Origin of the sequence: Roseovarius sp. ZX-A-9, from assembly GCF_028369135.1 — a bacterium.
Lineage (GTDB): Bacteria > Pseudomonadota > Alphaproteobacteria > Rhodobacterales > Rhodobacteraceae > Roseovarius.
The window spans coordinates 16,037-28,702 of the sequence record NZ_JAPWHW010000017.1; the positions used below are offsets into that span (position 1 = coordinate 16,037).

The following is a 12,666-nucleotide window of genomic DNA, read 5'->3' on the forward strand; positions in this document are numbered from 1 at the left end:
GTGCTAATCAGATGATGAGGGCTCTCCGGGGGAAACCTTGGGGGGCTCTTTTCTTTTTGGTCTTCGCCTTTCTCCTCTGCTCGTGTTTTTGGTTATGACCGGGGATCAGCTCCCCGAGCCTCTCTCATTCTGCCATTGTTCAAAAAGCTGTCGCAGCGTGGTTTCCGCGCGCTCTTCGAGCCATTGGCCGAATTCCGGGTTGTCCTTGCGGGTGATCTTGATAGCGATCGACTTGCCATCGACTGAAAGTGTGCCGACAGGGCTACCACTATTGTCCTTTACCACGGTCGTTTGGCCACGGGCGCTTTGGTCGGCTGCGCCACGCGCCTTGCTGGAGCAAGCAACATAGACGGCTTGAAACTTGTCCGAGCTTGGAGTGGTGTCAGGCAGAGAGGCAAGTGTCTCACGCGCAATGTCGACAAGCGGAACCTTCTCTGAAAGTGCAGCAAGATCACCCCATTGGCGTCGACCTACGCCATGAGCCGGGCCGATAAGCCGGACAAGTTCGTCAGGCAGCTGCTCGATGACTACACGATGGTTCGACACACCTTGCCGGGTGAGGCCTAGGGCGTCCTGAATGACGCCAGGCTTGTAACCGGCCTCCTGCATCTCTTTGATAAAAAGAGATTTTTCAATGAAGGACGGATCCAGCCGCAGGTTGTTTTCCTGACCTTGCGCGATCAGAGAAGCATCATCATCGAGCGTTCGAACGATCGCTTTGACGGTTCCACCAACTCTTCGAATGGCTGCAAGTCTGCGACGCCCGTAGATGATGCGGTATCGATCCGGTTGGTCAGAGGGGCGAACCATGATCGGCACTTGCTGACCATGCTTGCGAATGCTTTCGGCGAGATCTTCAATGCTACTATCTTCCAGGATCAGGCGATCCCGGAGGCCATCCATATCGATCCGGTCGGGTTCGATATCTCGGATTGAGTTGGCAGTGATTTCCCGGAGAGAGTCCCGCAATCCGCCAACCGAGCCAGGTAGCTTCGAGGATTTGACCGGGGCAGGGGAGGGGGCTGCCGACTCTTTCTCGTCTTTCGGTGGCTGGTTGAAGATATTTCGAGCCATCAGCGACGCCCCCATGCCATTTGGATTGTCTGCTCCAGCTCATCGGCAACGCTGTTCACGCTGGTCAAAGCCCGATCAATGGTCTTCCGAATGAGCTGGCTCGGGTCTACCTCATAGATGGTTTGCTGAGTCATGCCGGCGTCAGAAATGGCTGTCGACTTCAGCATCGGTTCAGTCATGACTTGGCCCGCAAGGATTGAACGTAGGTACCCGGCCATTTGCGTTTGTGGTCCGTCCGACGGCTCGTAGCGTGTGATCAGGAACTTTACGAAGTCCCAAGTGACATGTCGTCCAATCGCCTCTTCGACGGCTTTGACCGTTTCCGAAGCGAGTTTGAGGAACTGGCTCATCGAAGCGATGTCGAGCATGCCGGGGACGACCGTCACAAGTAAGCCCGTGGACGCTGCCAATGCTGTCAATGTCAGGAAGCCCAACTGCGGAGGGCAATCGATCAGCACGATGTCATAGTCTGAGTCGACTTCCTCTAGCGCCAGAGCAAGACGCTCTGCAAAAATCGGCTGAACCCTGCGCGCAAGGGCATTCGCTGTCTCGGTTTCGTACTCGGACAACATCAAGCCAGCCGGGACCATGTCGAGCTTGTGGAAGTATGTTTTCTGGATGACCTCCGAGAGCGGAACCTGATCATCGTATCTCAATGCGTCGTAGATTGTGCCGCCTTCGGCGAATTCGAGCTCAGGCCGGAAGCCGAAAAATGTCGTCAAACTGGCCTGCGGGTCGAGGTCCAGAACAAGCACGCGGTAGCCACGCAGGGCATACCTGTGTGCCAAATGGATTGTCGCTGTTGTCTTCGAGCTGCCGCCTTTGAAATTCACGACCGAAATGACCTGAAGACGGTCACCGTCTCGGCGGCCAGGTCTGTACGCGTCAGCATTTTTGCCTGTCCGCGCCAAAATGTTGCGGAGGTCGTCAACTTCTTCGGCCGTGTAGAACCTATGACCGCGACCGTCAGTGTGAACTTCTGGGAAGCTGCCATCTTTGTGGCGGTTGCGCAGGTTCGACGTACTAACGCGCAGCAACTCGGCGACCTCGGTCGAGCTGAAGCGGCGCAAGGACTTGCGTTCTTCTGGCTCGAACGCAACTTTCATCTGCCGGTCAAGCGACTCAGCAAGACTGTCTGCGAATGCTCCGATGTCAGAAGAGCCTATGCCTTGCGCGTAGCCCGTATTTCGATCATCCATGTTCTGCCGCCTCTCATGGCCTTTGCTAAGGCTCTTTGTCGTTCTGACGGTTAAAGCCACGTCTGACGCGTTTTGCCGTCAGAATGGAAATGCCACGAACATCTGAGTCCGGCAAGAAGAATCTAGATGTAGTGCAAAAGTTATCCACAGCACCAATTTGGCCGCGCGGGGCCCGCGCTATATAACGCATTGATTCCTAACGATAAAGGCCGCGTCTGGCGAAGCCGATACCCTTCGAGATATTTTCTGCTCGCGCGAACTAACCCCAAGGCTTTGTTGGATATTTACGTGGTTTTCGTCCAGTTGAGGCGATGATTCTGTAAGATTTTGGCCGAGTGACAGGAGTAGTTTGCCGACCATCGCCGCCTACAAAAGGCCGAGACGCTCTGCCCGCTCCAGCAGCATTCTGACTGAGGAAGGCTGCCAGCTGGTGCGACCGCGTGGGGTGCGCTCACGCATGGATTCCAGTCGGTCGCAGATTGCCTGCAAGGTGATCTCGGGGTCAGCACCTTTGATTGCGGCGACAATCGCAGGCAGGCGATCGTCGGTTTCGCGACGACCGGCGCGCCCAAGCACTTCAGCCGGCAGGAATCCGTCCGCCACGTATGCCTTCACGGCGCGGAGCAGGCGGCTTTGCGTCCAGCGCCGATCATGGGGCAGGGGGCCATTGATGATCCGCAGCACGTCTTCCCAAGCCATATCGGGGCGCAGGCGGCGCACATGGGGCACCCAATCCTGCGCGGTCTCGTTGAGGCGCTCCATGTAGCCATCCTGCCGCGCCAGCCGTACCTTGCGCAGCGCTTCAGGGTCCTTGGCGCGAAGACCTGGGTTGCCGCCGACGCGGCCCTTTGAGCGTGCCGAGGCAAGTCCGGCTTTGGTACGCTCGCGGATCAGAGCGCGTTCGAACTCAGCCGCAGCGCCCAGAACCTGCAACGTGAACTTGCCCTGGGGCGAGGCAGTGTCGATCGGGTCCTGGAGCGAGCGGAAGAACGCCCCCTTGCCCTCCAGTCTTTCGATCACCTCAAGCAAGTGCGACAGAGACCGCGCAAGCCGGTCGATCCGCACGACGACCAGCGTGTCGCCCTTGCCAATCCGCTCCAGCACACGTGCAAGCACCGGCCGCGCCCGATTGCCACCTGAGGCGTGCTCTTCAAAGATCTCTGCGCAACCCGCAGATTGAAGGGCCTCGGACTGGGGCAGGGGGGTTTGATCCTCTGTGGATACGCGCGCATAGCCTATCAGGGGCATGGAAAAGAGCCGTTTGCAATTTAAGATATCGCTAATAAACGACCGTTTGTAAACGAATGCAAGTAGGTGCTCTCTCGTCGCGCTCGTCCAAAAACCCTTGGTTTCCTTGCGCTGAACGCGATCTGAGAGGTTTCACCGGCAGTCGCGCGCGCATACTATATAAAGAGCGAAGGCAACCGCCACAAAATCACTTGGGTAATGTGCAAAAGAACAGTATTTTGCACATATGAAGACCCAAGCATCCGCCTTGACTGATGATTTCAATGACCCCCTCATCCCCATCGAGGAGGATGAAGAGGCTCACGAAGAGGATCTCTGGTTTCTGCCGGGACCATTCGAAGAAGAACCAGATGATTTGCCTCCCGGGCCGCGTGCAGAACCGCCGGACTCTGCCGTCATCGAAGACTGGGCAAAGGCAGAAGGCGTTCACGCTGCGCGACTGGCAAGAGTGGCTGGACGCCTGGGTGCTCTGGATGACAGGCTGCTGCGTGGCCCGGAAGGCTGGCGGCATCGCCTCGCTCTTATCGAGGCAGCGGACCTTAGCTGGTTCGCAGGGGATCGGGTGAGTTCTGATCGTCTGGCGCTTTGGATATCGATGCGGCTGTCAGGTGCACAGGATGACCCAAATGCACTGGCAAGAGTTGGATGGGCTGTTCGGCGTCTGACAGGCGGTCCCGGACCGAAGGCTGACTTGGCCGCCTTCCTGGATCGCCGCGATCCCGAGAACATTGAAGGCAGCGCTGAGCGTTTCGAAGATCGCGCGGGCGGATGGTTGGACGTAATGGCTGCAGCAGCCGAGCTCCACCCAATCACGCGGGCTTGCATGGGCTTTCATCTCTGGAACCTGGCCGGCCTCGGACAGCACGGCGGCCAGATGGAAGCCGCCGTCACCTCGTCCCGGATCGCGGCCAGCGATGGAAGTGGCGCCATCTTCGCACCGCTCGCCATGGGCGGGGCAGGGGGGCTGCGTGGTTCGGGCTTGCCGCCCGAACGTTTGGCCCGCTGGCTGGATGGGATGAACAGCGCAATTCTAACGGCGATGCGCCATCTAGATGGTACCCAAACATGGAGTTTTCGGGCGGAAGGAGCCATGTCTCAGCTTTCGGGCAGAACTCCGGCCGCTCTTCGGTCTGTGTTGACAGATTGGACTTTGGTGTCGGCCCCGATGGCGGAGGCCCTAACAGGCGCAAGTCGCGCGGCTGTTCAAAGGAACCTCGCATGGATGGAAGAGCGAGGCCTGATCCGAGAAGTGACGCAACAAGGGCGATTCAGAATGTGGCGGATCAAGGACTAGACCTTTGTGATCAGATCCAGCGACAGGGACCTTCTCGGTTCATTGAGGGAGGAGCGCTTGACGCCAATACTTACGTTCATCGATGCGGCCAAAGGGTCGTGGTTTGAACATCGACCTAAGTGTTTTGGTCAGAATCGCACTGTGTGATCCGGCAACGAGCTAAGGCAGGCTTTCGAAAAGATCCGGTGTGTCCTCGTCGCGCCGCCTGCTCAGACCCTCGCCAAGATGCAGGCAAGGGTGCTTAATTCGTGTCAGGCCTTTGCCACCCTCAAAATGGACCCACCCTCCTCTGGGCATGCCAACGCTTACGATCAGCGCCCCGCATATTGGACAAGTCCGCCTGAACGATGCGCCCCTCTTGCTTTCACGATCGCCCCGAACTGCCCAACCGCCGCGGACGGATACCGTGCGCCCTGACGACAGACGGCGGGTGTGAACGAGTGAACCGAGATGTCCATCGCTGCGCCAAAGCCTTCCCGCGAACAATCGACAACATTGCCGTGCAGGTCTTCCTTCGGACAATAGGCGACCGAGTGCAGGACGAAATCAAGCTGCCCCCAAGAGGAGGCAATGGCCTCGAACAGCGCATCCATGTCCGCGTCGGCTGTGACATCCAGCGGCATGAAGATTTCAGCGTCCAGCGCCTCGGCGACCGGTTGCACAAAGGGTCGCGCCCTTTCATTGAGGTAGGTAACTGCAAGTTCGGCCCCCTCCCGATGGAAAGCGCGCGCGCAGCCGCTGGCGATCGAATGTTCGTTTGCGATCCCGACCACGAGACCGCGTTTTCCGTCAAGCAAGCCCATCTCTGTTCTTCTCTTTGTTGTGCGGCAGGTGTCTATTTCTGATGAACGTAGGTTCCCGGCGCGTCGGCCAGGGCATTGCCCATGGCGGGCGGGGGGACAGGCTTGCCTGACCGTTCTTCAAGCCAGGACACCCATTCCAGCCACCACGAGCCATCCTTCTTCGGTGTTTGTGCGGCCCAGCTTTCGGGATCGACATAGCGGTCATCATGGCGTGTCGTGGCAATCTGATAGCTGCGGTTCTTGTGGCCGGGCTCCGAAACAATGCCGGCATTGTGCCCACCGCTGGTCAGCACGAAAGTCAGATCGGTATCGAGATAGAGATGCATCTTGTAGACCGATGGCCAGGGCGCCACGTGGTCCTTGACCGTGCCGACGGAAAACACCGGAACCCGGATGTCGGTCACCGAAATCGGACGTCCCTCGACGACGAAGCGCCCTTCGGTCAACTCGTTGTTCAGATAGAGCGACCGGAGGTATTCCGAATGCATCCGGAACGGCATCCGCGTGCCGTCCGCGTTCCAAGCCAGAAGGTCGAACATCGCCGGTTCGTCGCCCATCAGGTAGCTGTGAAGGATCCGCGACCAGACCAGATCCACGGAATTGATCATCTGGAAGGCCCCGGACATCTGCGTGGTGTCGAGATATCCCTGATCCCACATCATGTCTTCGAGGAAGGTCAATTGGCTTTCGTTGATGAACAGCTGCAACTCGCCCGGCTCGGTAAAGTCGATCTGCGAGGCGAAATAGCTCAGCGATGCGAACGGATCGCCGCCGTCGCGGCCGATGGCGGCGGCGGCGATGGACAGCAGCGTGCCGCCGAGGCAGTAGCCGACGCCGTGGATTTTCTGATCCGGCACAATGCCCTGCACCGCGCCGATTGCATCCATGACGCCCATCTTGCGGTAGTCGTCGAGCCCCAGATCGCGATCCTCGGCACCCGGATTGCGCCATGAGATCATGAAGACCGTATAGCCCTGGTCGACCAGGAACTTCACCATCGAGTTTTCGGGCGAGAGGTCGAGGATGTAGTATTTCATGATCCACGCCGGTACGATCAGGATGGGTTCCGGTCTGACCTTGTCAGTGGTCGGCGTGTATTGAATGAGCTCAATCAGATGGTTGCGATAGACCACTTTGCCGGGCGTCACGGCAACCTCGTGGCCGGGCCGGTAGGCTTCGGCCCCGGCTGGTGGCTTGTCGTTTTGCAGGCGGTCCAGATCGTCGAGCCAGTTCTGAAAGCCGCGCACCAGGTTCTGCCCGCCGTCCTCCAGGGTCTTTTCCTGCACTTCCGGATTGGTCAGAAAATAGTTCGACGGCGAAAACACATCGAGGAACTGCCGGGTTGCGAATTCCATGACGTTTTCGTGTTGTCTGGTGACGCCGCGTACGCCTGTTGTCGCGTTGTGCCACCATTGCTGATTGAGAAGGAAGGACTGGTAGAACAGGTTGTAAGGCCATTTCTGCCAGGCGTCCCCGCGGAACCTCCGGTCTTGCGGCAATGGCTCGATACAGGGAGCGGTTTCATCGCTGTTGACGGCGCACGTCGCCGCATAGCGTGCAAGCCGCATCCACTTTCGAAACGCCTTCTCCGACAATTCGAACTGCTTTCCGGGAGATGTTGCCAGATGCGCCAACCAGTCCAGATAGGCACCGGCGAGTGCCGCGGGCGACAGACCCATTGTAAATTTGCCCATCCGGGCTTTCAGCGCGCGATCCAAAAACTCAGGCAGATCGGTATCCGGAAATGGCTTATTGCCAGCTTCCTGTTTCGGCGAATCCAGAGGATCAGAGAAACCAAGTATTTTTCCGCCCGACCCGGCCTTGGCGCTAATCTCGTGGGGCATATTGGCGGCTTTGGGTATTGCATGGCCCATCGCTTGGCACCTTCTGTATGGTCCGCGCCGGTTTAGCGATGCCCGTTTAACGATCATTGATTTCGATCAAATCGCCAAAGTTGAATCGGCGTTAGACGCTGGATTGTTCGTTTCAAGGTAGGCACGAAACCCTGCCGACGCATCCGACAGTTTGGCATATCGGTCATGTAAATACTGCAATGCAGCATGTGTTTACGCGGCGTTGCAGCAAGACTAAGTTCAGGAAGCCTTGCTGATTTCACGGGTGCCGAGATGAGGAGAAGACCAATGCAATGGAAACGCTATGGCACAGTTGCTGTCATCCTCAGCGTGCTTTTGGGCGGTGCATACATATTCTGGTTGGACAGCCAAACCGCAGAGCTCCCGGTCGGCATCGTCCGCTCGAACGGGCGGATTGAGGCAGAGCGTATCGATGTGGCGGCCAAGCTTCCGGGGCGTATCGCCGAGGTTCGCGTTTCCGAGGGCCAGTGGGTCGAGGCGGGAGATCTGGTGGCGATTATGGACACCGCCGAGATCGACGCCCAGTTGCGCCAGGCCAAGGCCGCCGTCGCCCAGGCAGAGCAGCAGAAACTGCAAACCGAGGCCCTGCTGAACCAACGCCTGTCCGAACAGGAATTCGCACAGGCGGAATTTGCCCGCGCCGAGCAACTTGCGGCAAAGGGTCATGCGCCACAGGAGCTAGTCGATCAAAGAAAATCCGCCCTGACAACCGCAGATGCCGGAGTGGCCGCCGCCCGAGCAGGCATCGACCTTGCAACTGCCACGATTGCGTCGGCCGAGGCAACAGTTGAGCGACTGCAAAGCATCCGGGCCGATGCAGCTCTGGTGGCTCCGCACGATGGGCGAGTTCAATACACCCTCGCCAAAGCCGGGGAAGTCGTCGGCGCCGGCGGCAGGGTCGTGACGCTGACTGATCTGACCGACATCTACATGACGATCTTTCTTCCCGCGCGCGACGCTGGCCTGCTGGCCATCGGGGCTGAGGCGCGGATTGTCCTTGACCCAATTCCCGACTACGTGATCCCGGCCCAGGCTACTTTTGTCGCCAGCACCGCCCAGTTCACCCCGAAATCGGTGGAAACCGCCGATGAACGCGACCAGTTGATGTTCCGAGTGAAGCTGACTATCCCGGCGGAGTTGTTGGAAGAATACCAGGAACAGGCGAAGGCGGGCGTGGCGGGTGTCGGCTATGTGCGCGTCGACGATACCGTCGATTGGCCCGATGCCCTTCAGGTGAAGTTGCCGCAATGACACCCCCGCCGGTCGCCAGCCTGTCATCTGTGACGCACCGCTATGGCGAAACTTCGGCCCTGTCCGACGTCACGCTGGATATCCCGGCGGGCTGCATGGCGGGGCTGATCGGCCCGGACGGGGTTGGGAAATCCACCTTGCTGGCGTTGATCGCCGGCGTGCGCAAACTGCAAACCGGCGGCGCGACCGTGCTGGGCGGCGACATCACCGCGCGTGACCATCTCAGGGCTTGTAACCATCGCATCGCCTACATGCCGCAGGGTCTGGGCCGGAACCTTTACCCGACGCTTTCGGTCTATGAAAACCTGGATTTTTTCGGCAGACTCTTTGGCCAGTCGGAAGCCGAACGCCGCACCCGCATCACCAATTTGTTGGCTGCCACCGGGCTTGACCCATTCCCGGACCGGCCCGCAGGCAAGCTGTCCGGCGGGATGAAGCAGAAACTCTCGCTCTGCTCGGCCCTGATCCATGATCCAGACCTGGTGATCCTTGACGAACCGACCACCGGCGTCGATCCGCTGTCGCGCCAGCAGTTCTGGGATCTGATCGACCATATCCGCGAAGAACGCCCGGCGATGAGCGTGATCGTGGCCACCGCATATATGGAAGAGGCGGAGCGCTTTGACTGGCTTGCAGCAATGAATGCGGGAGAGGTGATCTCGACGGGATTGCCGACCGAGATCCGAAACGCTGCCGGGCAACCGACACTGGAAAAGGCCTTCATCGCTATGCTGCCCGAGGCGGACCGGCAGGGCCACCGCATAGTCGAAGTACCGCCGCGCCAACCTGTCAGCGGCCCACCTGCCATCGAGGCGAAAGGCCTGACCTGCCACTTCGGCGATTTCACCGCGGTCGATCACGTCGAATTCCAGATCGAGCCGGGTGAGATCTTCGGATTCCTCGGCTCCAACGGCTGCGGCAAGACCACCACCATGAAGATGCTGACCGGACTACAGAAGGCCAGCGAAGGCAAGGCGCTTCTGTTCGGTGAGGCGCTGAATCCGGACGACATGGCGACCCGGCAGCGGGTCGGCTACATGTCGCAGGCCTTTTCGCTCTATGGTGAATTGACCGTCCGCCAGAACCTTGAGCTTCATGCACGGCTCTACCAGTTGCCGATCGAGACCCGCGCAGAGCGGGTCGCACAGATGCTGCATGATTTCGATCTGGCCGAGGACGCGGACAAACGGCCGGACGGCCTGCCGCTGGGCATCCGTCAGCGCCTTCAGCTTGCCGTCGCGGTGATCCACGCGCCGGAGGTTTTGATCTTGGACGAACCTACCTCGGGCGTCGATCCGGTCGCGCGGGACGGGTTTTGGCAGCATCTGATCAAACTGTCGCGCGACGAGGGCGTGACAATTTTCGTCTCGACCCATTTCATGAACGAGGCGGAGCGATGCGATCGCATCTCATTGATGCATGCGGGAAAGGTCTTGGCGATCGGTACGCCTGCGGAACTGGCCCGCAGCAAAGGCACCGATGACCTCGAAGAAGCATTTGTGGGATATCTGCGCGAAGCGGCAGGCGATGCTGGCGGCACCGCATCCCAGAGACCAGCAACCAAGTTGCCGGAAAGGCAGCAAAAACCAGATCGCCTCTTCGACATTGCCCGGCTTTGGGCCTTCGCGCGCCGCGAGTCGATCGAGATTTTGCGTGATCCGATGCGCCTTGCCTTCGCATTTTTGGGCCCGGTCATCCTGATGCTCACTTTCGGCTACGGGATATCATTCGACGTGCAAGACCTGCCCTTTGCGGTTTTCGATCGTGATCAGAGCGCCGAAAGCCGGGAACTGATGGAGAGCTTCTCCGGCTCACCCTACTTCGCTGAAAGGCCGGCAGCGGCCAGTGTGATCGAGCTTGATGCCCGCATGAAAACCTCCGAATTTGTTGTCGCGGTCGAGGTGCCGCCAGGGTTCGGAAAATCCCTGCTGCGCGGTGACCAACCCGAAGTCCGCGTTGCCGTTGACGGTGCCATGCCGTTCCGGGCGGAAACGACGCGCGGTTATCTGCAAGGGCTCGCAGCATCCTACATGTCCGATCAGATCGAGCGGCTTTATGGCCATGCCTTCGATCCGTCCGCAGCCTCTGTTGAAACCCGGTTTCGCTACAATCAAGCGTTCAAGAGCGTCTTCGCGATGATCCCTTCGGTCATCATGCTGATGCTGGTTTTGATCCCGGCGATGATGGCGGCGATGGGGGTCGTGCGGGAAAAGGAAACCGGTTCGATCGCCAATTTCCGCTCGACGCCGGTGACGCGAACCGAGTTCATTCTGGGCAAACAGCTGCCGTATGTCGTGATTGCCATGCTCAGCTTTGCCTCGCTGATCATCGTCTCCTATGGCGTCTTCGGCGTAGTGGTCAAAGGCTCTGTCCTGGCGCTCCTTGTCGGCACATTGCTTTACGTGCTGGCGACAACGGGCTTTGGTGTGCTGGTCTCGACATTTACGCGCACGCAAGTAGCGGCAACCTTTGCCGCCGCCGTTATCTCGATCATTCCGGCCGTCAATTTCTCGGGCCTACTGGTGCCGGTGTCCTCGCTTTCGGGCGGCGGCCGGTTGATCGGGCTGGCCTTCCCATCGTCCTGGTATCAGCAGATCAGCGTCGGCACCTTCACCAAAGGCCTCGGATTGCCGGAGCTCTGGCTCAACCACGCCGCTCTGGCGGGCTTTGTGGCGTTGTTCATCGCGGTGTCAGTCCTTGCCTTGAACAAGCAGGAGGCATGACATGTGGCAATGGCTTACCAATGTCTTTCGGCTTGGCCTCAAGGAACTCAACAGCCTACGCGCCGATCCCGTGCTGATTCTGCTGATCGTCTATGTGTTCAGCTTCGCCGTCTATTCGGTGGCGACCGGCGCCAAGCTTGAGGTCTCGAACGCCTCCGTCGCCTATGTGGACCAGGACCGTTCGGCACTGACGGGGCGCATTTTGGGCGCGATCCTACCACCCGAATTCAATCCGCCACAGGAGATCTCGGCCGACGAGATCGAAAGCGTGATGAACAGCGGCAAGTTCGTGTTTGTCCTTTCCTTTCCGCCCAGTTTCGAGGCTGACGTTCTGAACGGCCTCAAGCCTCAGGTGCAGCTTAACGTCGATGCCACCGCAATGGCGCAGGCCGGTAACGGTTCGGTGTTCCTTCAGCAGATTATCCGCGCCGAAGTCGTCAAGTTCGTTTCCGGCGACGACACCGCAACGACACTGCCGATCGACCTGGTCGTCAGGACAAAGTTCAATCCGAACCTGAATTCCGTCTGGTTTTCATCCGTGATGCAGATCATCAACAACATCACCATCCTGTCCGTGCTTTTGACCGGCGCCGCGCTGATCCGCGAGCGCGAACACGGCACGATCGAACATTTGCTGGTGATGCCGGTCACCCCGTCCGAGATCATGGTCGCCAAGATATGGGCCAATGGCCTTGCGATCGTTGTCGCTGCCATCCTGTCGCTCTGGATCGTCGTGCAGACCGTGCTGGAGGTTCCGATCGCGGGGTCGATCCCGCTCTTCGTATCCGGGGCGGTGCTTTATCTTGCCTCGGTCACGGGGCTCGGTATCCTGCTGGCCACCTTCACCACGTCGATGCCGCAATTCGGTCTGTTGTCGCTCCCGGTTCTCGTGATCATGAATCTCCTGTCCGGCAGCACGACGCCGATGGAGAGCATGCCGGTCTGGCTTCAGAACGTCATGCAGTTGTCACCGTCGACACATTTCGTGGCGTTTTCGCAAGCCATTCTCTATCGCGGAGCGGGACTGGACATCGTTTGGCCCGACATGGCGGTCATGGTCGCGCTCGGCGCCGTCTTCTTCTTCATCGCACTCAAGCGTTTCAGGGTGACCATGGCCACAGTTCACTAAATCCACCTGACTGATCCGGAGAACAAGGTCCGGAACTCCAATGGGCGCTCCGAGCGAAGGCGGATTTCGAA

Annotated in this window: 8 protein-coding genes and 1 pseudogene; 4 read left to right on the plus strand and 5 right to left on the minus strand. The window is 59.1% G+C overall.

Going from position 1 to position 12,666, the window contains the following annotated elements:
* Nucleotides 1-105 precede the first annotated feature (105 nt).
* From repB to O3306_RS15920, 3 genes are all read right to left on the minus strand, one after another.
* Nucleotides 106-1,089 (minus strand): plasmid partitioning protein RepB, encoded by a 984-nt coding sequence (repB, locus tag O3306_RS15910; RefSeq protein ID WP_038068694.1) that lies wholly within the window; start codon nucleotides 1,087-1,089, stop codon nucleotides 106-108.
* On the minus strand, nucleotides 1,074-2,273 hold the full coding sequence (gene repA / locus O3306_RS15915; RefSeq protein WP_028288490.1) for a plasmid partitioning protein RepA: 1,200 nt from the start codon (nucleotides 2,271-2,273) through the stop codon (nucleotides 1,074-1,076). Before repA ends, repB begins: the two co-directional genes overlap by 16 nt.
* Before the next feature lie 366 nt (nucleotides 2,274-2,639).
* Nucleotides 2,640-3,521 carry a recombinase family protein gene (locus O3306_RS15920; protein ID WP_008335982.1) on the minus strand — a complete coding sequence of 294 codons (882 nt, stop codon included), beginning with the start codon at nucleotides 3,519-3,521 and terminating at the stop codon, nucleotides 2,640-2,642.
* A gap of 226 nt (nucleotides 3,522-3,747) precedes the next feature.
* Between O3306_RS15920 and O3306_RS15925 the strand changes: the two genes are divergently transcribed.
* A complete protein-coding gene (locus O3306_RS15925) occupies nucleotides 3,748-4,815 on the plus strand; it encodes a hypothetical protein (RefSeq protein ID WP_272009119.1) in 1,068 nt (355 codons plus the stop codon).
* 434 nt (nucleotides 4,816-5,249) lie between these two features.
* On the opposite strand, the pseudogene O3306_RS15930 reads toward O3306_RS15925, so the two are convergent.
* Both O3306_RS15930 and O3306_RS15935 read right to left on the minus strand, forming a co-directional pair.
* Nucleotides 5,250-5,612: pseudogene (locus O3306_RS15930) on the minus strand (SDR family oxidoreductase); the annotation flags it as partial.
* A 38-nt stretch (nucleotides 5,613-5,650) separates the two neighbouring features.
* Nucleotides 5,651-7,492 (minus strand): PHA/PHB synthase family protein, encoded by a 1,842-nt coding sequence (locus O3306_RS15935; protein ID WP_211096435.1) that lies wholly within the window; start codon nucleotides 7,490-7,492, stop codon nucleotides 5,651-5,653.
* 267 nt (nucleotides 7,493-7,759) lie between these two features.
* On the opposite strand from O3306_RS15935, the gene O3306_RS15940 reads away from it, so the two are divergent.
* From O3306_RS15940 to O3306_RS15950, 3 genes are read left to right on the plus strand one after another with little or no spacing between them, the layout of a single operon-like run.
* Nucleotides 7,760-8,743: an HlyD family secretion protein gene (locus O3306_RS15940; protein ID WP_245918141.1), complete on the plus strand. Its 984-nt coding sequence runs from the start codon at nucleotides 7,760-7,762 to the stop codon at nucleotides 8,741-8,743.
* Entirely contained in the window at nucleotides 8,740-11,466 is a 2,727-nt protein-coding gene (gene rbbA / locus O3306_RS15945) for a ribosome-associated ATPase/putative transporter RbbA (protein ID WP_105234942.1), read from the plus strand. Before O3306_RS15940 ends, rbbA begins: the two co-directional genes overlap by 4 nt.
* A gap of 1 nt (nucleotide 11,467) precedes the next feature.
* Complete coding sequence (locus tag O3306_RS15950; RefSeq protein WP_272009122.1) at nucleotides 11,468-12,595, plus strand: ABC transporter permease; 1,128 nt, start codon at nucleotides 11,468-11,470, stop codon at nucleotides 12,593-12,595.
* Nucleotides 12,596-12,666: the final 71 nt, after the last annotated feature.

Coding starts and splice junctions, on each gene's coding strand:
- repB (WP_038068694.1), bottom strand. CDS start 1,089: ATGGGGGCGTCGCTGATGGCTCGAAATATCTTCAACCAGCCACCGAAA.
- repA (WP_028288490.1), bottom strand. CDS start 2,273: ATGGATGATCGAAATACGGGCTACGCGCAAGGCATAGGCTCTTCTGAC.
- O3306_RS15920 (WP_008335982.1), bottom strand. CDS start 3,521: ATGCCCCTGATAGGCTATGCGCGCGTATCCACAGAGGATCAAACCCCC.
- O3306_RS15925 (WP_272009119.1), top strand. CDS start 3,748: ATGAAGACCCAAGCATCCGCCTTGACTGATGATTTCAATGACCCCCTC.
- O3306_RS15935 (WP_211096435.1), bottom strand. CDS start 7,492: ATGGGCCATGCAATACCCAAAGCCGCCAATATGCCCCACGAGATTAGC.
- O3306_RS15940 (WP_245918141.1), top strand. CDS start 7,760: ATGCAATGGAAACGCTATGGCACAGTTGCTGTCATCCTCAGCGTGCTT.
- rbbA (WP_105234942.1), top strand. CDS start 8,740: ATGACACCCCCGCCGGTCGCCAGCCTGTCATCTGTGACGCACCGCTAT.
- O3306_RS15950 (WP_272009122.1), top strand. CDS start 11,468: ATGTGGCAATGGCTTACCAATGTCTTTCGGCTTGGCCTCAAGGAACTC.